Origin of the sequence: Klebsiella sp. 10982 (assembly GCF_048589245.1) — a bacterium.
In the GTDB taxonomy this organism is placed as follows: Bacteria; Pseudomonadota; Gammaproteobacteria; order Enterobacterales; family Enterobacteriaceae; genus Klebsiella; species Klebsiella quasivariicola.
Map to the genome: position 1 here is coordinate 47,217 of NZ_JBMAXV010000006.1, position 21,322 is coordinate 68,538.

At 61.3% G+C, this 21,322-nt stretch carries 25 protein-coding genes; 15 read left to right on the forward strand and 10 right to left on the reverse strand.

Annotated elements, in window-relative coordinates; all coding sequences use genetic code 11:
* Nucleotides 1–114: 114 nt before the first annotated feature.
* From uraH to ACKLKD_RS07130, 3 genes are read right to left on the reverse strand one after another with little or no spacing between them, the layout of a single operon-like run.
* Nucleotides 115–441 carry a hydroxyisourate hydrolase gene (gene uraH, locus ACKLKD_RS07120; protein WP_025713160.1) on the reverse strand — a complete coding sequence of 109 codons (327 nt, stop codon included), beginning with the start codon at nucleotides 439–441 and terminating at the stop codon, nucleotides 115–117.
* Entirely contained in the window at nucleotides 438–938 is a 501-nt protein-coding gene (gene uraD, locus ACKLKD_RS07125) for a 2-oxo-4-hydroxy-4-carboxy-5-ureidoimidazoline decarboxylase (protein WP_080897374.1), read from the reverse strand. Before uraD ends, uraH begins: the two co-directional genes overlap by 4 nt.
* Entirely contained in the window at nucleotides 916–2,295 is a 1,380-nt protein-coding gene (locus ACKLKD_RS07130) for a nucleobase:cation symporter-2 family protein (RefSeq protein ID WP_087805629.1), read from the reverse strand. Before ACKLKD_RS07130 ends, uraD begins: the two co-directional genes overlap by 23 nt.
* Nucleotides 2,296–2,640: 345 nt before the next feature.
* On the opposite strand from ACKLKD_RS07130, the gene hpxO reads away from it, so the two are divergent.
* The gene (hpxO, locus tag ACKLKD_RS07135; protein WP_025713163.1) at nucleotides 2,641–3,795 is read left to right on the forward strand and encodes an FAD-dependent urate hydroxylase HpxO; all 1,155 of its coding nucleotides are present in this window, start codon (nucleotides 2,641–2,643) and stop codon (nucleotides 3,793–3,795) included.
* Here hpxO and hpxR read toward each other — a convergent pair.
* Nucleotides 3,776–4,699 (reverse strand): LysR family hpxDE operon transcriptional regulator HpxR, encoded by a 924-nt coding sequence (gene hpxR, locus ACKLKD_RS07140; protein ID WP_008804925.1) that lies wholly within the window; start codon nucleotides 4,697–4,699, stop codon nucleotides 3,776–3,778. The genes hpxO and hpxR overlap by 20 nt on opposite strands.
* Nucleotides 4,700–4,824: 125 nt before the next feature.
* Here hpxR and hpxD point away from each other — a divergent pair, with 125 nt between their 5' ends.
* Together hpxD and hpxE are read left to right on the forward strand one after the other, a co-directional pair.
* Entirely contained in the window at nucleotides 4,825–5,862 is a 1,038-nt protein-coding gene (hpxD, locus tag ACKLKD_RS07145; RefSeq protein ID WP_087805627.1) for a molybdenum cofactor-independent xanthine hydroxylase subunit HpxD, read from the forward strand.
* Nucleotides 5,863–5,873: 11 nt separating this feature from the next.
* Entirely contained in the window at nucleotides 5,874–6,848 is a 975-nt protein-coding gene (gene hpxE, locus ACKLKD_RS07150; protein WP_087805625.1) for a molybdenum cofactor-independent xanthine hydroxylase subunit HpxE, read from the forward strand.
* On the opposite strand, the gene ACKLKD_RS07155 is transcribed toward hpxE, so the two are convergent.
* Nucleotides 6,825–8,063 carry an MFS transporter gene (locus ACKLKD_RS07155; RefSeq protein ID WP_087805669.1) on the reverse strand — a complete coding sequence of 413 codons (1,239 nt, stop codon included), beginning with the start codon at nucleotides 8,061–8,063 and terminating at the stop codon, nucleotides 6,825–6,827. The genes hpxE and ACKLKD_RS07155 overlap by 24 nt on opposite strands.
* A 119-nt stretch (nucleotides 8,064–8,182) precedes the next feature.
* Here ACKLKD_RS07155 and ACKLKD_RS07160 point away from each other — a divergent pair, with 119 nt between their 5' ends.
* On the forward strand, nucleotides 8,183–9,112 hold the full coding sequence (locus ACKLKD_RS07160) for an AraC family transcriptional regulator (protein WP_420061966.1): 930 nt from the start codon (nucleotides 8,183–8,185) through the stop codon (nucleotides 9,110–9,112).
* Nucleotides 9,113–9,121: 9 nt separating this feature from the next.
* Here ACKLKD_RS07160 and ACKLKD_RS07165 read toward each other — a convergent pair whose 3' ends face one another.
* The 3 genes from ACKLKD_RS07165 to ACKLKD_RS07175 form a co-directional block, all read right to left on the reverse strand.
* Complete coding sequence (locus ACKLKD_RS07165; RefSeq protein WP_025713168.1) at nucleotides 9,122–9,877, reverse strand: VOC family protein; 756 nt, start codon at nucleotides 9,875–9,877, stop codon at nucleotides 9,122–9,124.
* Between the two features lie 178 nt (nucleotides 9,878–10,055).
* On the reverse strand, nucleotides 10,056–10,367 hold the full coding sequence (locus ACKLKD_RS07170; RefSeq protein WP_004205936.1) for a cupin domain-containing protein: 312 nt from the start codon (nucleotides 10,365–10,367) through the stop codon (nucleotides 10,056–10,058).
* Nucleotides 10,368–10,388: 21 nt separating this feature from the next.
* On the reverse strand, nucleotides 10,389–10,652 hold the full coding sequence (locus tag ACKLKD_RS07175) for a VF530 family DNA-binding protein (RefSeq protein ID WP_002904643.1): 264 nt from the start codon (nucleotides 10,650–10,652) through the stop codon (nucleotides 10,389–10,391).
* Between the two features lie 284 nt (nucleotides 10,653–10,936).
* On the opposite strand from ACKLKD_RS07175, the gene ACKLKD_RS07180 reads away from it, so the two are divergent.
* Genes ACKLKD_RS07180 through ACKLKD_RS07195 form a run of 4 tightly spaced genes read left to right on the forward strand, consistent with a single transcriptional unit; the run spans nucleotide 10,937 to nucleotide 14,239 of the window.
* A complete protein-coding gene (locus ACKLKD_RS07180) occupies nucleotides 10,937–11,965 on the forward strand; it encodes an isopenicillin N synthase family dioxygenase (protein WP_080924591.1) in 1,029 nt (342 codons plus the stop codon).
* 23 nt (nucleotides 11,966–11,988) lie between these two features.
* Nucleotides 11,989–12,795 (forward strand): MetQ/NlpA family ABC transporter substrate-binding protein, encoded by an 807-nt coding sequence (locus tag ACKLKD_RS07185; RefSeq protein ID WP_002904638.1) that lies wholly within the window; start codon nucleotides 11,989–11,991, stop codon nucleotides 12,793–12,795.
* Nucleotides 12,792–13,583, forward strand: a complete 792-nt coding sequence (locus ACKLKD_RS07190) for a methionine ABC transporter ATP-binding protein (RefSeq protein ID WP_025713170.1) — start codon at nucleotides 12,792–12,794, stop codon at nucleotides 13,581–13,583. The genes ACKLKD_RS07185 and ACKLKD_RS07190 overlap by 4 nt, the downstream gene beginning before the upstream one ends.
* Nucleotides 13,580–14,239 carry a methionine ABC transporter permease gene (locus ACKLKD_RS07195; RefSeq protein ID WP_004217626.1) on the forward strand — a complete coding sequence of 220 codons (660 nt, stop codon included), beginning with the start codon at nucleotides 13,580–13,582 and terminating at the stop codon, nucleotides 14,237–14,239. Before ACKLKD_RS07190 ends, ACKLKD_RS07195 begins: the two co-directional genes overlap by 4 nt.
* A 10-nt stretch (nucleotides 14,240–14,249) precedes the next feature.
* On the opposite strand, the gene ACKLKD_RS07200 is transcribed toward ACKLKD_RS07195, so the two are convergent.
* Nucleotides 14,250–15,308: an NAD(P)H-dependent flavin oxidoreductase gene (locus tag ACKLKD_RS07200; RefSeq protein WP_042929508.1), complete on the reverse strand. Its 1,059-nt coding sequence runs from the start codon at nucleotides 15,306–15,308 to the stop codon at nucleotides 14,250–14,252.
* Between the two features lie 89 nt (nucleotides 15,309–15,397).
* Between ACKLKD_RS07200 and ACKLKD_RS07205 the strand changes: the two genes are divergently transcribed.
* From ACKLKD_RS07205 to ACKLKD_RS07235, 7 genes are all read left to right on the forward strand, one after another.
* Nucleotides 15,398–16,243, forward strand: coding sequence for a LysR family transcriptional regulator (locus ACKLKD_RS07205; RefSeq protein WP_042929502.1), 846 nt, complete (start codon nucleotides 15,398–15,400; stop codon nucleotides 16,241–16,243).
* Nucleotides 16,244–16,694: 451 nt separating this feature from the next.
* The gene (locus ACKLKD_RS07210) at nucleotides 16,695–17,117 is read left to right on the forward strand and encodes a VOC family protein (RefSeq protein WP_025713172.1); all 423 of its coding nucleotides are present in this window, start codon (nucleotides 16,695–16,697) and stop codon (nucleotides 17,115–17,117) included.
* A 155-nt stretch (nucleotides 17,118–17,272) separates the two neighbouring features.
* Nucleotides 17,273–18,460, forward strand: a complete 1,188-nt coding sequence (locus ACKLKD_RS07215) for an MFS transporter (RefSeq protein WP_080897377.1) — start codon at nucleotides 17,273–17,275, stop codon at nucleotides 18,458–18,460.
* 211 nt (nucleotides 18,461–18,671) lie between these two features.
* A complete protein-coding gene (locus ACKLKD_RS07220; RefSeq protein ID WP_004205945.1) occupies nucleotides 18,672–18,962 on the forward strand; it encodes a hypothetical protein in 291 nt (96 codons plus the stop codon).
* Nucleotides 18,963–19,164: 202 nt separating this feature from the next.
* Nucleotides 19,165–19,926 carry a trans-aconitate 2-methyltransferase gene (gene tam / locus ACKLKD_RS07225; RefSeq protein WP_025713174.1) on the forward strand — a complete coding sequence of 254 codons (762 nt, stop codon included), beginning with the start codon at nucleotides 19,165–19,167 and terminating at the stop codon, nucleotides 19,924–19,926.
* A gap of 162 nt (nucleotides 19,927–20,088) precedes the next feature.
* Nucleotides 20,089–20,409 (forward strand): carboxymuconolactone decarboxylase family protein, encoded by a 321-nt coding sequence (locus ACKLKD_RS07230; protein WP_004143517.1) that lies wholly within the window; start codon nucleotides 20,089–20,091, stop codon nucleotides 20,407–20,409.
* Nucleotides 20,400–20,780 (forward strand): tautomerase family protein, encoded by a 381-nt coding sequence (locus tag ACKLKD_RS07235; RefSeq protein ID WP_025713175.1) that lies wholly within the window; start codon nucleotides 20,400–20,402, stop codon nucleotides 20,778–20,780. The genes ACKLKD_RS07230 and ACKLKD_RS07235 overlap by 10 nt, the downstream gene beginning before the upstream one ends.
* Before the next feature lie 48 nt (nucleotides 20,781–20,828).
* Here the strand turns inward: ACKLKD_RS07235 and ACKLKD_RS07240 are convergent, their stop codons facing one another.
* The gene (locus ACKLKD_RS07240) at nucleotides 20,829–21,311 is read right to left on the reverse strand and encodes an Hcp family type VI secretion system effector (RefSeq protein ID WP_042929505.1); all 483 of its coding nucleotides are present in this window, start codon (nucleotides 21,309–21,311) and stop codon (nucleotides 20,829–20,831) included.
* Nucleotides 21,312–21,322 lie beyond the last annotated feature (11 nt).

A 21,322-nucleotide genomic window follows, 5' to 3' on the forward strand; every position in this document is an offset into this window, starting at 1 on the left:
AGCAGGAAAGAGGGTAGCCTGAGATGCCTGTACATGCCCGGTGGCGGCTGCACCTTACCGGGCCTGGGGGCTGTCTCTGCCCGCTGCGTAACGATCCAGGCCGGGCAGCCGGGCTTAACTGCCGCGATAGGTCGACCATCCGCCCGGGGCGATGAGAAACGGCAGATGGAAATGGTCATCTGCCTCCTCGCCGATGACAAAATCAATCTGCGCCCGGGTAAAGACGCTCTCGCGCCCGGCGCGGGTAAACCACGCCCCGGTTTCCGCCGTTAAGCAATAGCGCCCCGCCGGCAGCGGCGCGTCGCTGAAGGTGGCGATACGCCCCTGCGCATTGGTCACCAGGGTCGCCAGCGTGTCGCCCTCCCGGCTCAGGCTGACCGTTACGCCTTCTGCCGGCGTACCGGTGGAAATATCCAGAATATGGGTGCTCAGGGTACTCATTCGCCAATCACTCCTTCCAGTCTTAACATCGTAATCTCTCGCAGCTGGGCAAGCGCCTCGGCCACTTCTTCGTCGGCGGTATGCTGCAGCCGGTGCGTCAGCGCCTGCAACATCTCATCGCCGCTGCGCCCTTTGGCGCGGATTAAAAACACCCGGCCAAAACGGGCCTCGTAGCGGGCATTGCCCTCCCGCAGAGCCTGCGCGAGCCGCTCATTCTCGCTGTCCACCGCCGACTGCTCCTGGCGCGACAGCGCCGCGTGCGTCTGGCTGCCGGTCGGCTTTTCACCGATCCGCGGATGGGCGCTGAGCGCCGCGTTCAGCTCGTCCTCTCCCCAGTTAGCCATCGCCTCCCGGGCGGTCTGCAGCAGCGCATGGCGGCTGGCGAAAGGTCGCAAGCTCACCAGCGTCTCGCCCCAGGCCGGGATCGCCACGCAGGGGGCCAGCAGCCCCACTGCCTCATCTTTACTCAGGCCGTTAAACTGACTCAGCGCGATCATCCTGACTCCTTATCGTTTTCGTCGCCGCCTGCTCCTGCGGCAGAATAAGGTTCAGCGCTATCGCTACCAGCCCACCGCTGGTGGCCGCCGAACCGAACAGATCGCCGACCATCGGCGGAAAATGGCTGAGAAACGCCGGCACCGACTCGACGCCAAGGCCAGCACCAAACGCCAGACCCACAATCAGCACATCGCGACGGCTCAGCGGGGTCTGAGTAATAATCCGGATCCCGGCCGCCACCACACAGCCAAACATCACCATCGTGGCGCCCCCCAGTACCGGCGCCGGGATCTGCCGCAGCAGTTCGCCTACCGGGGGAAACAGTCCAAGCAGGATCAGGATCACGCCAATGTAGCGCCCGACGTAGCGGCTGGCCACCCCGGTCATCTGGATCACGCCGTTGTTCTGCGCGAAGGTGGTGTTGGGAAAAGCACAGAGCATGGCGGCCACCATACAGCTAACGCCGTCCGCCAGGATACCGCCCTTCAGCCGGTTACGAAAAGCATGGTCATCAATAGACTGTTGCGAAATCAGCGAGTTGGCCGTCAGATCGCCGACCGCCTCCAGAATACAGACCAGCGACACCAGGGCGACCGGCAGAAATATCGCGCTGTTAAACTGAAAACCGAACGGAAACAGCGTCGGCAGGCGAAACAGGGTATCGCCCAGACTGTGAAGATGGAACTGACCGCTCAGCCCCGCCGCCACACAGCCCACGACAATGCCCACCACCACCGAGGAGAGCCGCAGCCAGCGGTTTTTGGCGCAGCTCAGCAGGACGATAACCCCGAGGGTACCCGCCCCGAGCGCGATGTTGCTCATGCTGGCGAAATCCTCGGCCTTTTCCCCACCGCACCAGTTGATGACGCTGACCTTGATCAGGCTGATGCCGATCAGCGCAATCACGCTGCCGGTAATGATGGGAGTAAAGATTTTCTTCAGCGGTTCGATAAAGCGGCTGACAATCACCGGCACCAGAGCGGCGACAAAGTTAACGCCAAACAGCATCGCCATCATATCCTGCGGCCCGCCGCCCTGGGCTTTTACCCACATCCCTCCGGCCACCGTCACGCCGAGGAAGGCAAAACTGGTGCCCTGCATGCAGATCATCCCGGCGCCGATGCCCCATACCCGATTGGACTGCAGAAAAGTGCCAATGCCCGAGGCCAGCAGCGACATACTGATGAGATACGGCAGCCAGTCGCCAAGCCCGAGGGTAGCGCCGATGATCAGCGGCGGCGTGATAATCCCCACCAGGCCCGCCAGCACATGCTGGAGGGCGCTGAAAAAAGCCGGAAGCGGTGGGATCCGCTGTTCAAGGCCGTAAAGCAGGCCGCTGTGATGTTCGTCAGACATGGTGTTATCCCGTAGCAAAGAGAAGTGCATGGGCTAGTGCACAAAGCAGGCCAGAGGCGACAAAAACGATCGGAAAATTTTATTAACACTTCAAAATCATCAACTTAAATCACTCTCTTTACCTATGTCTTCCCGCCGCTGCTGAACCAGACCGTTGAAACAATAGATTCTTAATGCAACATTGAGAAACTTTTGATTCATAAAAAGGCAACCAATTCGTCACATTGCACCGATGCGGTGCGTCATGAGCCATCGCTGTGCCTGTGGCAGGCGGTTTTCCTCCCTCCGGCGAACTGGTACGCAAATTGCTGGAGTCAGTCACGACATCTGGATAAGGAGAATAAAATGAAAGCAATCGTGATTGGCGCCGGCATCGGCGGCTTAAGTGCGGCAGTGGCGCTCAAACAGTCGGGGATCGACTGCGACGTCTATGAAGCGGTGAAAGAGATCAAACCGGTCGGCGCGGCGATTTCCGTGTGGCCCAACGGCGTGAAGTGCATGGCCCACCTCGGCATGGGCGACATCATGGAGACCTTCGGCGGGCCGCTGCGCCGGATGGCGTATCGCGATTTCCGCAGCGGCGAGAACATGACCCAGTTCAGTCTCGCCCCGCTGATCGAACGCACCGGCAGCCGGCCCTGCCCGGTCTCCCGGGCAGAGCTGCAGCGGGAAATGCTGGATTTCTGGGGACGGGAAAGCGTGCAGTTCGGCAAACGCGTCACCCGCTGTGAGGAAGACGCCGACGGCGTGACGGTATGGTTTACCGATGGTAGCCGCGCCAGCGGCGATCTGCTGATTGCCGCCGACGGCAGCCATTCCGCACTGCGTCCGTGGGTGCTGGGCTTTACCCCGCCGCGCCGCTACGCCGGCTACGTCAACTGGAACGGTCTGGTGGAGATAGATGAAGCGCTGGCGCCCGGCGACCAGTGGACCACCTTTGTCGGCGAAGGCAAGCGCGTCTCATTGATGCCGGTCTCCGGCGGCCGGTTCTACTTTTTCTTTGATGTGCCGCTGCCGGCGGGGCTGGCGGAGGATCGCGACACCCTGCGCGCCGACCTCAGCCGCTACTTTGCCGGCTGGGCGCCGCCGGTGCAGAAGCTTATCGCCGCCCTCGATCCGCAGACCACTAACCGCATTGAAATCCATGATATCGAACCGTTCAGCCGCCTGGTACGCGGCCGCGTCGCGCTGCTCGGCGACGCCGGACACAGTACCACCCCGGATATTGGCCAGGGGGGCTGCGCGGCGATGGAAGATGCAGTGGTGCTGGGCGCTGTGTTCCGCCAGACCCACGATATTGCGGCCGCCCTGGGCGAGTATGAAGCCCAGCGCTGCGACCGGGTTCGTGACCTGGTGCTGAAGGCGCGCAAGCGCTGCGATATCACCCACGGGAAGGATATGCAGCTCACCGAAGCCTGGTACCAGGAGCTGCGCGAGGAGACCGGGGAGCGCATTATCAACGGCATGTGCGACACCATCCTCAGCGGGCCGCTGGGCTGACCGTCGCCATGGATTCGATCACCGCACTCAGCGTCTGAATGGCCATTTGCGCGGGCCGCGAAAGCTGACGCGAGGGCGCAGTGCACAGCGCCAGGGTCAGCGGTCGCAGCAGCGTACTGCGCAGCGGGATAAAGGCCAGCTGCCCGCGCTGGACCTCGTCCAGCACGTCGAGCAGGCTAAGGAGCGTCACGCCGCTGCCGCGCAGCACCAGCGATTTGATGAGCCGGATATCATTGCAGCTGATGGTATTCTCCGGCGCAAAGTCATGGTGGCGATAGAGGAGCGCCACCCGCTCATGGACGATCAGCGGCGCGCCGGGCACAATGTGCCGCTCCAGGCTGAGCTCGCCCAAAGACAGCGCTTTCGCCCCCGCCAGGGGATGGTCCGGGCGCATCACAATCCCCACCTCCAGTTCGGCAAAGGCCAGCACGCTGAGCCCGGCCTGCCCCTGCGGATCGAGGATCAGGCCGACGTCCAGGTCCGCCTGACGCACTTTCTGGCTGACGGTGTGGCTGTCAGCCACCTGCAGATCCAGCTCCAGCCACGGCCAGCTGGCGATGATCTCCGCCAGCGCGGCGGCGAAGCCCCCTTCCGCCAGCGCCTGCACCATCCCAACGCTGACGCTCCCGCGCTTCATCCCCTGCAGCTCATCAAATTTCTGTCGGGTCTGACGAAACTCCTTCTGCCAGCGCAGCAGATTGTCATACAGCAGTTCACCGGCGGTGGTCATCCGCAGTCCCTCCGGCAGGCGCTCAAACAGCGGGGTGCCGAAGGCCTCCTCGGCCTGCAGGATCTGACGGTTAATCGCCGAGGCGGAAATATGCAGCTGCTCGGCGGCCCGGCGCAGGCTGCCGCAGCGGGCCACGGCAATGAAATAGTGCGCGAAACGGGAAAATGGACTCATGGCGCCTCTGTACTCTTTTTTGCAACAGCTGAGTGAATTAATGGTGATGGATGTGAACACCCTAATATGACAACAATAATCTCACAACAATAAAACAATCACCGATGTGAGCAGGAAGAGAAATCATGAAGACAATCACCCCCACGCCCCCCGCCCATTGCACCTTTGATCCCGAGGACTGGCTGCGGCTGGCCCGCTGCTGGCACCCGGTGGCCCGCGCCTGCGATATTACCGGCGCCCCGGTGAAAGCCACCCTGCTGGACGAACAGCTGGTCATCTACCGTATTAAAGGCCAGGTGGTGGTCGCCCGCGACGTCTGCCCGCACCGCGGGGTGCCGCTGACCCTGGGGTTTCATGAAGAGGAAGGTATCGTCTGCCCCTATCATGGCCTGCGCTTTGGCGAGGATGGCCGCTGCAACCGTATCCCCTCCAGCCCGGGGCAACCCATTCCGGCCAAACTGCATCTCACCAGCTTCGCCGTGGAGGAGCGCTACGGGCTGATCTGGACCTGCCTGGCCTGCGATCCGGACAATCCGCCGCCGTTACCGACCATGCCGCACTGGGACGACGCGGGATTTCAGCAAATCAACTGCCCGGCCTTCGAGGTGAAGGGGTTTGCCGGCCGCCAGGTCGAAGGCTTTCTCGATGTCGCCCACTTCGCGTGGATCCACACCGACACCTTCGCCGATCCGGACAACCAGCAGGTGCCGGACTACACCCCGCAGGAGACGCCGTTCGGCTTTGTTGCCGACTACTGGAGCTCGGTGGGCAATTACCCGGCCAGCGCCGATTTCCGCGCGCCGGAAGGGTTCCAGTGGCTGCGTCACTTTGAAATGCATCTGCCGTTCACCGCTACGCTGACCATCCATTTTCCCGCCGACGCCAGGCTGGTGATCATGAACGCCGCCTCGCCGGTGTCGTCCCGGGTGACGCGGATGTTTGCCCCTATTGCCCGCAATTTCGACCTGCACGTGCCGGTAGAAGACGTACATGCGTTCAACCTGCGGGTGTTTGAAGAGGACCGCCTGATGGTAGAGACCCAGCGTCCGGAGCGGCTGCCGCTGGATCTGACCCTTGAGGCGCATATTCCGGCAGACCGCAGCTCCATCGCCTACCGGCGCGGGCTGAAGAAGATGGGTTTTGGTGATTTCTTTCTGGTATGAGTGGAGGTCATATGCGCGACATATTCCCCGTGGTGGTCGATGGCCTGTGGCGTCAGGGCGCGAAAAATCTGGCCGTTCGTCTGGTGAGCGCCGAGGGGCAACCGCTGCCGGCGTGGACGCCCGGCGCCCATATCGACCTCCATCTTCCCTGCGGGCTGATCCGCCAGTACTCCCTGACCGGTAACCCGGCCGAACGGGAGCACTATCTGCTCTGCGTCGCCCGCGAGGCGCAGTCCCGCGGTGGCTCAGGCTATGTCCACGACACCCTGCGCCCGGGACAACCGCTGATGATCTCTGCCCCGCGCAACCACTTTCCGCTGCACGAGGGCGGCCATGTGGTGCTTCTCGCCGCCGGGATCGGCATTACGCCACTGCTGGCGATGGCCCACGCCCGGGCGGCGTCCGGCGCCAGCTTTACGCTGCACTATTACGTTAGCCGTGCGCAGGAGGCCGCCTTCGCCACCGAGATCGCCCGCCAGCTAACCGGTGGAATCTGCCAGATCCACTGCTCAGACGAGGGGCAGAGTCCGCGCCAGCGGCTGGCGCAGGATCTGGGGGCGCCGGACGCCGACACCCGGGTCTACTTCTGCGGTCCGCCCGGATTTATGGCCCGGGTTCGCGATACCGCGCGGGCGGCCGGATGGGAGGAGGCGCAATTGCACAGCGAAGCGTTCCAGCCGCCCGCCCCGACGGCAGCGTCGGCAGCGGACGGAACTTTCACCATCACCCTCGCCTCCACCGGGGAACGCTGGCCGGTCCCGGGGGACAAAACCATCGCCCAGGTGCTACAGCAGCATGGCGTCGCGGTGCCGCTCTCCTGCGAGATGGGGATCTGCGGCGCCTGCCTGACGCCGGTGCGGGAGGGAACCGTCGACCACCGGGATACCGTGCAGTCGGCGGCGGAAAAACAGGCCGCGGAGCAGCATATTGCGCTGTGCTGCTCCCGCAGCCTGTCGGCCAATTTAGTTATCGATCTCGCGGGATAAGCGGCCCGTCTCCGGCTGGTCAGCGCTGGCGACCGGTTTCACCCGCACGGCGGCGAAGACAATCACCATCGCGCTCACCAGCAGCAGACCGCTGCCGGTAAAGACGCCGCTGGCACCGTGCAAATCAAACACCGCCCCGCCGCCGGCGGCCCCGGCGCTGATGGCCAGCTGAATAGAGGCGACCAGCAGACCGCCCGCGCTTTCTGCCTCATCCGGCACGGTGGTGGCAAGCCAGGTGGACCAGGCCACCGGCACCAGACCGAAGGCAAATCCCCACAGGGCGACCAGCAGCCCGTCCAGCACGGTCAGATGGCCAAACGTCACCATCAGCAGCGCCAGAACGCTCATCATCAACGGCACCAGCGCCAGGGTCAGGCGCAGGCTACGGCTCAGCAGATAGCTCGCCACCGAGGTGCCGATAAAGTTAGCGATACCGAAGCCGAGCAATATCAGCGAGACCCCTTCGACACTGGCCTGCGCCACGGTCTCAAGGAACGGTCGCAGGTAGGTAAAGAAGGCGAAATGGCCGCTGAAAATCAGGATCGTCGCCAGCATGCCGCCCAGCATACCGGGACGGCGCAGCACCCTGAACAGCGTGGAGAAGGTCCCGACGCTCTCCGGGCGCATGGAGGGCAGCACCCACAGCTGCCAGAGCAGCGCCAGCAGGCTCGGTATCGCACAGAGAATAAACACGTTGCGCCAGCCGATCAGCTCGCCAAGATAGCTGCCGAGCGGCGCGGCCACCACCGTGGCAATTGACACCGCGGAAAAGATGATCGCCAGCGCCTTCGGCACATGGGCCGCCGGTACCAGACGCATCGCCGTGGCGGTGGACATCGCCCAGAAGCCGCCGATGGCGACCCCGAGCAGCAGACGGCCCAGCAGGAGAAACGCCAGCGAATCGGCAAAAGCGACCATCAGGCTGGAGACTATCTGCAGCACGGAAAAGAACATCAGCACCCAGCGGCGATCGATATTGCGGGTGGCGGTGGCGATCAGCAGGCCGGTGACTAACGCCACCAGCGCCGTGGCGGTGACCGCCTGTCCGGCCATCCCTTCACTGACGCCGAGGCTGCTGGCCATCGGCGTTAACAGGCTGGCGGGCAGAAACTCGGCCACGATCAGGCCGAACACCCCGAGGGCCAGGGCATAGACGGCGCGCCAGGCAGGTTTGGCGGGTGACAGGCTCGCGTCAGCAGCTATGCAGGAACTCATATACATCTCTCCAGTTTTATTAACATCCTGGCCATCTTAGGGACTTACCTTCGGACGATATATGATGCATACTCTCCAGTTATTGATTATTCGTCCGGAATTGCCATGACCCAGCCACCATCGACCTGACCAGCGAACTGCTGCGCGGGATGCGCCTCTCCGGCGTCAACTACCGGCGCATCGAAACCGCACGCCCGTTTGGCGTCGGCTTTAGCGCCGTGGCGGGCAAAGCCCAGTTCCATTTCATCAGCCGCGGGCCGGTGCTGCTGCGCATGGCCAGCGGAGAACAGTTCACCCTCGAGAGCGGCGATGCGCTGTTTATTCCCAACGGCGACGGGCACGCCCTGCTCTCGGATCCGCAGGCTACAGCGGTCAATGTGGCCCAGCTGCCCAGCGAAACGGTGTGCAGCACGGTGAGCTGTATTAACGCCGGCGGCCGCCCTGACTGCCCGGAGCGCGTCGTTATTTTTAGCGGATGTATGGACTTTGAGCTCGGCGGCATGCAGCCGCTGGTGAAGGCCATGCCCGAGGTGATGCGGGTCAGCAGCCTGCTTAACACCTGGCCGGAGATCCAGCCGTTGCTCTCGGCGATGGAACGGGAATCCCTCACCCGTCAGGCAGGCTATGCCGGGATCCTCGCCCGGCTGGCGGACGTGGTGGCCGCGCTGATTGTTCGCGGCTGGGTCGCGTGCGGATGTGGCAACGCCACCGGCTGGGTGCAGGTCCTGCGCGATCCCCGGCTGGCGAAAGCGATCTATGCCATGCATCAGCGCCCGGGGGTCAACTGGAAAGTGGAAGATCTGGCGCGGGAGGCGGGGCTTTCCCGCTCGCTGTTCGCGGAACGTTTTCTCGCCGCCACCGGCACCACCCCCGCCCGCTATCTGACCGAGCTGCGTATGCGGCTGGCGGTGCAGTACATCACCCACGAAGGCCAGGCGCTGGAAACGGTCGCCTTCAGCCTCGGGTATCAATCGCTGGCGGCCTTCAGCCGGGCCTTCAAACGCATCACCGGCCAGCCGCCGGGTGCCCTGCGCGCCACGGCACGCTAGATTCAGCTTTTATGTAAAGCGATACACGCCGTTGCCGACGCGAAATCGCTGTCCCTTTAGCGCCGGGTCGGCGACGCGGAACACCAGTTCGGTCAGCTGGTTGCCAGCCCCTTCACGGAAGATAAATTGCTGGCTGCCCACGTCGAGCCCCTGCTCACCCAGTGGCTGAAAGCCCAGCAGCGCCTGCCAGCGATCGCGCACCGCCTGCGGATTGACCACCTCGAACACCGCCTGCTCAAGCACGATATCTCCCAGCGGATGCGGCACGTCCAGCTCCTGGGAACGCAGCCGCGCCAGCCGGGTGGCATCGTCTTCTCCCCACTGCAGCACAAAGGGATAGACCAGCCCGTCAAAGTCGCCATCGATGGTGAAGATCCGCCAGCGGATGATATTGCCCTGCGGATCGTTGCGCTGACCATCGACAATCGGTGACACTGTCACGCCTTTGCGACGCAACTGGTCATGGGTGGCGTCGATGTCGTCGCTGCGCAGCGCTACCCGAAACAGCGCCTCGTTCTCCGGCAGCAACCGTGCGGCGTCGCGGGAGAGCAGGAACCGGTCCGTCGCGGCGCGCAGTTCATCCGGGTCGGAAATGGCGAGAAATTCGATATAGGTCAGGCCAAAATAGCTCAGCGCATTGCGGGTTCCCCACCCCGGATGGCGCCCGCCGGCCACCGCCCGCAGCTGCTGGTCGGCAAAGGTCTGAATGGCCGCTTCCGGCTGATTCACAAACTGTACGGCGTGGTCCCACTGCAAGGTTGCCATGATCTCTCCCGCGATTGTGCCTGGTCAGGCGTCTGCGGCAAAAGATAGTGCCGGGATGATGGGATTGGCAAACAAGAATTAAATATATCGAAAGCTGGATAAGTTATTTATATCAACGCGGTATATGGCATCTGCCAGGCGATGAAACGGCGGACTAACGAACCACCCGCCGGCGGGATCAGACCGACCCTTCTTTCTCGATCACCAGAATACGCGCCGCCCCCTGCGGATGGGCGACATGCTCGCATCCCACCTCAGCGTAGAAGATATCGCCGGCGTTCAGCATGATCACCTGCTCCTCGCCGTCGACCTTCACATGCATCGCCACCTGACCATCCATCACTGCAAACACCTCCTGACCGTCGTTGATGTGCCAGATATAGGGTTGGTCGGTCCAGTGCAGACGCACGGTGGTGCCGGAAAAATTGGCGATATCCAGCGCGCCCCACGCGCGGTCGGCGGTGAAATCTTTACTGCTCCAGCTCTGCATGATGGTGTCCTGTGGTAAGGGTTATTTTTTCTGCCAGTTTGCCCAGGGATCCGCTTTTTCGACCGGCGCATCATCATCAAGCGAGGCGAGATACATCGCCTCCACCTCTTTACGCGCCCACGGTGTTCGGCGGAGAAATTTCAGGCTGGACTTAATGCTGGGATCGCTTTTAAAGCAGTTAATGTTGACCTGGCGGGCCATTTCCGCCCAGCCATAGCGCGCCACCAGGGCATTGAGCAGCGCTTCCAGCGTCACGCCGTGCAGGGGATCTTTTGAGCTGTGCATTAAGGATACGTCCGTTGCGCATTAAAAAAGTGCGCCTACCTTACTGGCTCTGACCGACCGGCGCAACCGGCTTCATTACGCGCTTCGCGCCTATATCTATTTAACGCAAAAGCACTGAACCCCGCGCGGTCATAAATTAGAAAATAACGTTATTGGTTGCTTATTTGGCCTTGAGGCAAGCTGTGTTCAGCCCCGGACAGAGGAAATCACCATGCGCTGCTGTTGTGCCCGAACCCTGAACCTGAATCAACCCATAACTTATTACCCCGTTTTCGGAGAACACAATGAACGCGACCACCCTGCCGATTCTCGACCTGGCCCGCTACGCGGACCCCGCGGATAAAGCGGCCTTCCTGGCCGACCTGCGTCACGCCGCCCGCGACATCGGCTTCTTCTATCTGATCAATCACGGTGTCGACGACGCGCTTCAATATGAAGTTCAGCGCCAGTCCCAACGCTTTTTTGCCCTCGATGAGGCGCAAAAACAGCAGGTGGCGATGATCCACTCCCCCCATTTTCGCGGCTATAACCGCGCGGCCTCTGAGCTGACGCGCGGCCAGCCTGACTGGCGGGAACAGTTTGATATCGGCGCCGAACGTCCGGCGCTGACCCTCAGCGACGACGCCCCGCGCTGGCAGCGCCTGCAGGGTCCGAATCTGTGGCCTGCCGCCCTGCCGTCGCTTAAACCGGTATTACTTCACTGGCAACAGCAAATGACCCAGGTGGGCATCCGCCTGCTGCGCGCCTTTGCCGAAGCGCTGCAGCTCCCGGAGAATGCTTTCGACCAGCTCTATGGCGACAAACCCAACGAGCATATCAAACTGATCCGCTATCCCGGCCAGCAGGAGACGCAAAGCAGCCAGGGCGTCGGCGCCCATAAAGATTCGGGTTTTCTCAGCTTCCTGCTGCAGGACGAGCAGAAAGGGCTGCAGGTAGAGGTCGCGCCTGGACAGTGGATCGACGCCGTGCCGCTGGCCGGCAGCTTTGTGGTCAATATTGGCGAACTGCTGGAGCTGGCGACCAACGGCTATCTGCGCGCCACCGTCCATCGGGTCGTGTCGCCGCCGGCGCAGCAACAGCGCCTCTCTATCGCCTTCTTCCTCGGCGCCCAGCTTGACGCGGTGGTGCCGGTTTACACCCTGCCGCCCGAACTGGCGCGTGAAGCGCTGGGTCCGGACAGCGATCCGCACAATCCGCTGCTGCGCGATGTCGGCTGGAATTATCTCAAGGGCCGTCTGCGCTCCCATCCGGACGTGGCGGAACGCTACTATCAGGACGTGTTTCGCGAACGCGCCGAGCAATTGATCGTTTAACCATAACTAAAAAGGAACACACCATGAAATATGCCGCTTTTAAACTGGCAGGGGTCGCACTGTCTCTTTCTCTGGCATGGACGTCTGCCCAGGCCGCCGCGCTGCGCGTCGCCGCGGACCCGGTTCCCCATGCGGAGATCCTCAACTACATCAAAAAAATCGATCCCAGCCTCGATCTGAAGGTGGTGGAGCTGACCAGCGGGGTCAACGCCAATGAACTCTTGGCCAGTGGCGATGTGGATGCCAACTACTTCCAGCATGTCCCCTATCTGAAGGATCAGGAGAAAGCGCTGGGTAAAACCTTTGCCGTCGCGGCCACCGTGCATATTGAGCCGCTGGGGATCTACTCGCACAAGCATAAAGATTTCTCATCACTGCCGGAAAACGCCACCGTGGCGGTGCCGAATAACACCACCAACCTGAGCCGGGCGCTGTTCCTGCTGCAGGCGCAGAAGCTTATCAAGCTGGATCCCAAATTTACCGACCCGGCCACCACCCTGGCGACGCCGAAGGATATTGTCGAGAACCCGAAACACCTGAAGATTCTGGAGATTGAATCACCGCAGATCCCGCGTTCCCTCGACGATGTCGACCTGGCGGTGATTAACGGTAACTATGCGCTGGAAGCCGGCCTGGTGCCAGCGAAAGATGCCCTGGGGCTGGAAAGCGCCGAGCATAACCCGTACGCCAATATTCTGGTGACCACCCCAGCCCTGGCGAATGACCCGCGCATTAAGGCGCTGGCGAAAGATCTGACGTCGCCGCAGGTGGCGGAGTTTATCCGCAAAACCTACAACGGCTCGGTGATCCCGGTGGCCCCTCAGTCATGATCACCATCGAAGGGCTGAGCAAAACCTACGCCGGAACCGGCCGACCGGCGCTGAACGATATCGCGTTGCAGATCCCAAAAGGAGCGATATACGGCATTCTCGGGCGCAGTGGCGCCGGCAAAAGTACGCTCATCCGCTGTCTCAATTTACTGGAGCGGCCCACCTCGGGCCGCATTCTGGTGAACGGACAGGATATTACCCAGTTGAACAAGGCGGCGCTGCGGGATTATCGCCTGCGCACCGGGATGATTTTCCAGCACTTCAATCTGCTGCATGCCCGTACCGTCGCCGACAACATCGCGGTGCCGCTGGAGATTGCCGGGGTGCCGAAGGCCGCTCGCGAGGCCCGGGTGCGCGAACTGCTGGAGCTGGTGGATCTCAGCGAAAAGGCCGCCGCTTTCCCGTCGCAACTTTCCGGCGGGCAAAAGCAGCGCGTCGGTATCGCCCGGGCGCTGGCCGCCCGGCCGGAAGTGCTGCTCTGCGATGAGGCGACCAGTGCGCTGGATCCCGAGACCACCGCCTCGGTGCTGGCCCTGCTGGCGGATATTAACCAGCGCCTTAATCTGACCATTGTGCTGATTACGCACCAGCTTGAGGTGGTGAAAACCATTTGTGACCACGCGGCGCTGCTGGAACAGGGCGAGATTGTCGAGAGCGGTAAACTCGCCGACCTGCTGGTGACCCCATGGTCGCGGCTGCGCCAGTCGCTGCTGCACGACCCGCAGGCTGAACAGGATTTTCTTACCCGTCACGGCGTTCAGGGGAGGCCATTATGCGGAGTAGCATGAGCTGGGAAGATTTGTGGCCGTTATTACTCGACGGCACGCTGGATACGCTTTATATGGTGGGCCTCGCGGCCCTGTTTACCGTACTGATCGGGCTGCCCACCGGCGTACTGTTATTTATTTCCCGCGCCAACGGGCTGGCCCCGATGCCGAAACTGAACGCGCTGTTAGGCGCGGTGATCAACATCGGCAGGTCGCTGCCGTTTATCGTGCTGCTGATCGCCCTGATCCCCTTTACCCGCCTGATCGTCGGCACCACGCTGGGCAGCACCGCCGCCATCGTGCCGGTGACCATCGGCGCCTTTCCGTTCTTTGCCCGCCTGACGGAAAACGCGCTCGACGAGGTGGACTACGGGAGAATCGAAGCCATTCTGTCGATGGGTGGCAACGTCTGGCACGTGATTTTTAAATCTCTGCTGCCGGAAGCCCTGCCAACGCTGCTGGCCGGGATCACGCTGACCATCGTGATGCTGATTGGTTTCTCCTCCATGGCCGGCGTGATCGGCGGTGGCGGACTCGGCGACCTCGCCATCCGCTACGGCTATCAGCGGTTTAATAATGAAGTCATGTTTGGCACGGTGCTGATCCTGGTGGCGATGGTCCAGGGCGTGCAAATGGCCGGCGATCGGCTGGTGCGCAGCCTCGCCCACCGTCGCTAACCGTCAGACATTAGTTCCAGCCGCACTCTGCCGCCAGCTGGCGCACCAGACTGGCGGCGTCACACTCGCGGATCAATCCCACCCCCTGCCCGGCCCAGTGGGCGCCATACTCATGGACGCCCTGGGCTTTCGCGGCGGCGGCCAGCGCTTTGCCGATATCGTACGCCAGCGGATAGTCCGGCACGGCGCTCGCCGGACAGGCTTCCCCCAGCGCACAGAAGGCATTCGCCAGACAGCGTGCCGGACGCCCGGATATCGCGGAGGTCAGCACCGTACGTCCGTCAATGCTGTTGTTGATCGCCGCGCGATAACCGGCGTCGGCGGCCGATTCCGGACACAGTAAAAACGCCGTACCGAGCTGAACGCCCTGCGCCCCCAACTGCATTACGCTGGTGATCCCCGCCCCGTCCATGATGCCCCCGGCGGCTACCACCGGGATGGTTAGCCGACGCCGCAGAAGTTGCACCAGGGTGAAGGTGCTCAGTTGGGCATCAGGCTCCTGCGGAGCAAAGATCCCCCGGTGCCCGCCCGCCTCATAGCCCTGAGCGACCACCACGTCAATTCCCTCGCGCTCGATGACCAGCGCCTCCTGCAGCGAGGTTGCTGTTGCCAGGGTGACGATCCCCTGCTGTTGCAGGCGCTGGATCGTCTCGCGCGCAGGCAGGCCAAAATGAAAGCTCACCACCGCCGGCGACAGGTCGAGAAGCAGCTCCAGCATCGGCGTATGACCGATGAATGTCTGATAGATTTCTTTTAACGAATCCGGGGGCGTACTGCCATAGCGGGCAAAATGGGAGCGTAATGTTGTTGCCCAGTCGGCTTCCCGCCGGGCGTCGCGCCGGGGCGGCGCATGACAGAACAGATTGACATTGAACGGACGGTCCGTCAGCTGGCGGGTAGCCGCTATCATCGTTTCCGCCTGGGCAACGGTTGACGCGCCCAGCCCCAGCGAGCCCAGCGCGCCGGCATTACTTACCGCGGCGGCCAGCGCGGGGGTGGAGACGCCCGCCATCGGGGCCTGAATCAGGGGATAATCAATATCAAGAAGCGAAAGCAGCGGGTTGCTCATGGTTTCCTCATGCATTAGCGATGCCGGAGGCTTACCATCTCTTTTAAAGATGATAAGATCAATATCATTTTTATATTGAGAATAAAAATATGAACCACAGCACACTGCAGATCTTTATCCAGGTGGCAGAGACGCAAAGTGTCACCCAGGCGGCGAAACGGCTCGGCCGCGTGCAGTCCAATATCACGACCCGTATTCAGCAACTGGAAGAGGAGCTTGGCGTGGCGCTCTTCGTCCGCAGCAATAAGAAGATGGTGCCATCCCCGGCAGGCGCGCAGTTTCTCAGCTATGCCCGGCGGATCCTGAGTCTTGCGGAGGAAGCAAAGCAGGCCCTGAATCCGGTGACCCCCAGCGGTACCCTGCGGCTGGGCGCGATGGAGGCGACCGCCGCCAGCCGGCTGCCGCCGCTGCTGACCTGCTTTCAACAGCGGTGCCCGCAGGTAGAGATCGTGCTCTCCACCCAGCCAACCCGCCAGTTAACCGAGGGAGTGGTCAACGCCGCTCTTGATGCCGCGCTGGTCTGCCTGCCGCCGGGGGCCGATGGTCAACCGGCCTGTCCTGCCGAGCTGGCATTCACCCCGGTGTTTCATGAAACCCTGATGCTGGTCCGTCCGCGGAATCCGGGCCCGCTGCGGTTCGCGGCATTTGCCAGCGGGTGCAGTTATCGGGCGCTGGGCGAACGCTGGCTGGCAGCGCAGCAAATAACTGCCGAGGTGCATGAGGTCAACTCCTACCACAGCATGCTCGCCTGCGCGGCCTCCGGGCGCTACGCCTGCCTGCTGCCGCAGAGCGTGCTGGCGCAGATGACGCTTCCCGAAAACTGCCTTAGCGAACCGCTGTGCGCGGCGACCACCCAGCTTATCTGGCGCAACGGGGACAGCGCTCCCGCCCTGAGCGAATGGCGCAAGCTGTTGCAAAGTGTGGCGAACGACTAAGCTGAAAAAGGAAACCGCGATGCACTGGCAGGAGGCGCACCAGAGCTCTTCCCGATAAACGCAGCGGCGTTTTACCGCTACAGTATCAACGCTGGCGACAAAATCGCTTGTCGCCAGGTCACGGCTATGATGCCGCTTTTTTGCCGGGTGGCGGCTGCGCCTGACCCGGCCTACAGGGCTGCGCTTTCAGGCTAATGGGATCCTGTGGTCCGCAGGCCAGCGCAAGCGCAGCGCCGCCAGGGGCCAGGTCGCGGCTATGATGCCACTTTTTTGCCGGGTGGCGGCTGCGCCTGACCCGGCCTACAGGGCTGCGTTTTCAGGCTAATGGGATCCTGCGGTCCGTAGGCCCGCGCAAGCGCAGCGCCGCCGGGCGCCAGGTCACGGCTATGATGCCGCTTTTTTGCCGGGTGGCGGCTACGCCTGACCCGGCCTACGCCTTACGGGAGTCATTATGTCGTTCAGCCATATGCGTATTGCCAGACCGGTCAGTGAACTGGACGCCGCCGCCAGCATGTATTGCGCCGGGCTGGGGCTTCAGCAGCTCGGCAGTTTTACCGATCACGAAGGATTCAGCGGGATAATGCTCGGCGCGCCCGACGCGGAGTGGCATCTGGAATTCACCCACTGTCGCCACCACCCCGTCACTCCCTCGCCAGGAGATGAAGATTTACTGGTGCTGTATTACCCGCAGCAGGCGGCATGGGAAGCACAGTGCGCCGCCATGGACGCCGCCGGGTTTCTGCGCGTTACGGCGTTTAACCCTTACTGGGAGGTCAATGGCGTCACTTTCGTCGACCGCGATGGCTATCGCACCGTATTGCAAAACCGCGCCTGGGGCATCACGCACGATTCGTCGGGCCTGGCGGCGAGCTGACGTTGATCGGGGCGGGCGTCAGCCGCGGTAAAAGCAATTATTTACATTCGGACAGACATCGTTCCCGTCGGTTACCGATAAAACGCGGTCGCGACTCGCCAGCGTCCTCCCGGCGCGCTATGCTAACTACCTCTTTGTATTAACATCTTATCCCTATGAGCACTTCCGTCAGCACTACGCAACTCAATTTGCGCATTATTTCGATCGTTGTTTTTACGTGTATCTGCTATCTCTCCATTGGCCTGCCGCTGGCCGTTCTGCCGGGTTACATTCACTATCAGCTGGGCTACAGCACCTTTGTGGCCGGAATTGTGATCAGTCTGCAGTACATCTCGACGCTGATTAGTCGGCCGCACGCCGGGCGCTATACCGATATCTGGGGCCCGAAAAAAGTGGTCAGCCTCGGGATCATCTGCTGTCTGCTCAGTGGCGCCTTCACGCTGCTGGCCGTCGTCCTGCAGGCAACGCCGATGCTCGCCATCACCGCGCTGCTGGCGGGCCGGGTGTTTCTCGGCGTCGGCGAGAGCTTTACCGCCACCGGCGCCACCCTGTGGGGGATCAAAACCGTCGGCGCGATCCACACGTCGCGGGTGATCTCCTGGAACGGCGTGGCGACCTATGTCGCCATGGCGGTCGGGGCGCCGCTGGGGGTCACCCTTAACCAGTATTTCGGCATCAGCGGCTTTGCTTCGCTGGTGGTGCTGGTCGCGGCCATCGGCCTGCTGTTCGCCCGTACCCGCCAGGACGTCAGGGTGACCGCCGGCGTCAGAGCGCCCTTTCACGCGGTGGTGCGAAAAATCTGGCCTTATGGCCTGGGTCTGGCCTTTGGCACCGTGGGTTTCGGCGTGATCGCCACCTTTATCACCCTTTATTTTGCGGCGCACAGCTGGCAGGGCGCCGCGTTTACCCTTTCGCTGTTTAGCATCGGCTTTATCTGTGTTCGCCTGGTGCTGGGAAATACCATTACCCGCTACGGCGGCGTCCCGGTCTCCCTGGCCTGCTTTGTGATCGAATGTCTCGGCCTGCTGTTGATCTGGCTGGCGCCATCAGCCTGGGTGGCCGGTGTCGGCGCTTTTCTCACCGGTTCCGGTTTCTCGCTGGTCTTCCCTGCATTAGGCGTGGAGGCGGTCAAACAGGTGGAAGAGCAAAACCAGGGCACCGCCCTCGGCACCTACTCGGCATTCCTTGACCTGGCGCTGGGGCTCACCGGGCCACTGGCCGGATGGGTCGCCGGCTTTTACGATCTTGCGACGCTCTATTTACTGGCGGCGATCGTGGTGGTGTTCGCTTTCCTGCTGATTTTACGCGTACACCGGCAACAGCGGGTGAGGTCGCAGGCATAATCTGACCAGGCTCCCGGGCCTGGTCAAAAAACGAATCGGTAATTGACGACGATTCGGCTTCCATGCCAACATTCCCTCAGCGTCTGGCAGCAGAGGCAAGGACGGTAGCGGAGAACAACAGAGATCGCGCAACGATCCAGCCCGGTACCGTAGTCCAATCCGAATCACTGACCCACACGGTGAATTCCTGATTCTGGCGGGAAACACAAACATGCACCAAAGTTTTAATCAGCGCGTTCATTTCTACTACTGCGTCCTGGTCGCGCTGAAAATGCACGGAAAGTCGAAAAAATCGGGCGGTATCAGAGGAAAGAATAACTTTCTGCTGAAATGGCTGCGTCGGGCGCAGGATAACAACATTTTTCATCCCGATATCACCAGCGAAATTGAGTGGCTGCGAGGAAAAATTATTCAGGCCGGCTACGACACCGATCTCGAGCCAATGCTGGATTTTGTTTACGCCACCGCCAGCCGTGCCGAAGCGCTGAAGAACGCCGAATAAGCCCCTGCGTCCCTTGCGGGCGCAGATGCGGTCCCTGCCACTTATCACTCACAGGATCTGCCGACAGCCCGGGTTCTATCCGGTTATGTTATATTTTGTGACACTGTCACGAAACAGTGGCCACGGAGGATGATTAACCGCTGACAGGTCGCCTGAGGCGATCTATGCTTTGCCCTGTCTCCCTCACACAGGACTGCACCCGATGGCCGACTGGAATCCTTCGCTCTATCTGCAATTCGACGCTGAACGTACCCGCCCCGCGGCCGACCTGCTCTCCCGTATTGCCCATCTGCCGGTGAAGCACGCCGTCGACCTTGGCTGCGGACCGGGAAACAGTACCCGGCTGCTGCGCGCCGCCTGGCCGCTGGCGACGATCGTCGGCATCGATAACTCCCCGGCCATGTTGACCCAGGCGGCGCAGGCGTTGCCCGACTGTGAATTTATCGACGCCGATATTGCCCGCTGGCAGCCTGCGCAACCTGTTGACGTGATCTATGCCAACGCCTCGCTGCAGTGGCTCCGGGACCACGAGACGCTTTTTCCGCATCTGGTGAAACAGCTGGCCGCTAACGGGACGCTGGCGGTGCAGATGCCGGATAACTGGCAGGAGCCCTCCCACACCCTGATGCGGCAGGTTGCCAGCGAGATGGGGTTGCCGGACCGCGGGCGCCAGCCGTTACTCCCGCCCGCCGCCTGGTACGATCTGCTGAGCCGCCATGGTTGTGAGGTTGATCTCTGGCGCACTACCTATTTTCATCCCCTCGCGTCTCATCAGGCGATAGTCGACTGGCTGCAGAGCACCGGATTACGCCCCTATCTTGCAGGCCTGGGCGAGCAGGCCGGAAGCGCGTTTCTTACACGCTATCTCGCATTGCTGGCCGATCACTATCCGTTACAGTGTAACGGCAAAGTGCTTCTGCGGTTCCCGCGGTTGTTTATGGTGGCGCGAAGGATCGCCGCCTGACCGTTGGTATAGGGGCCAGGAAAGCGTAGTGATGAACGGGGTAAAGGATCTGCTATACCATCCTGATTTTCAGGATTGATAATCCTGAACGTTGCGATATTCAATATCTTAGTCAGCGTGCGACAGTGATTACGCCTTCAACCTGCAAAGAGAATCACTACTATGAGTACTCCTCCTGTCGACCGCCGAACGCTGGCGGCTATCGCGCCAAAGCTAGCCGAGCTAACCGAAACGGTGCTGTTTGGCGATATCTGGGCGCGCAGCGAGCTGTCGCCCCGCGAACGCAGCCTGATCACGCTTTCCGCCCTGACGGCGCAGGGCAAAACTGAACAGCTGCCGTGGCACATCGCGCTCGGCTATCAGAATGGCCTGAGCCGGGAAGAAATTGTCGAATTGTTTACCCATCTGGCGTTCTATGCCGGCTGGCCGGCGGCGGCCAGCGCCCTGACCTGCCTGAACGCGCAGGAGGCGTCATGCCCCTGACCCGAATTTCGCTTGGCACCGCCTGGCGTCCCGCGGAGTTTGCTCAGCTGTCAACGTTATTCCATGAATGCCTGGTGGCAGAGTTTGACGTGCCGACAGCAGATAAATTTCAGTTTATCGAACAGGCCGCCGACGAGCAGCGCATTTACGACCCGCACTACCTCAGCGGAGGACGCAGCGCCCGCTTCGTGCTGTTTCATATTTTCGCCGGAAAACAGCGCAGCCGGGCGCAGAAACAGCGGCTTTATCGTCGGCTCTGCGCGCGGTTAGACGATGAGATGGCGGTCAGCCCACAGGACGTGATGGTGGTTATCCAGTTTAACCAACGGGAGGACTGGAGTTTTAGCGGAGGGAAGATGGCGGGCGAATAAGGCAGGCGGCGCCGCATGAGGCGCCGCGGTTCAGCACTATATCATTTGCTACCAGGCACAACAGCGATCGTTCCATGAATCACGATACATGATGTTTCCTTCTGTGTATCTCCAGGTGATCGTCTCATAACGGAAATCAATGTCTTCAAGGTGAGTACTTGTCATTCCGGCCGGATGTAAATTTTGTGTGATTGCCGTAATCTTAATATTCGTCATCGCTATGTTAAAATATTCAATTTCCAGTCCCGCCTCATTTATTCTGTACATTTTTAGTGTTGCCAATTTTAATGTTCGACCTTCACAAAGAGCCCTAAATAACAAAGGTGTTGTTCTGTCAAACTCTTTTTGAATTTTAATCGGTGTATGAAGACGGGTTCCCGTCAGCTTTCCTGTATTATTATCGGCAGGTAACCAAACATGATGATTCACTGCGCGCAATTCGATAGAACCCGTGCGCGTGGGCATCAGGCAAGAACCTATAATAGGCGAATCATTCTCATCAGTTAACCATAAATATGCTGGATTTGACATTACCCATCCTC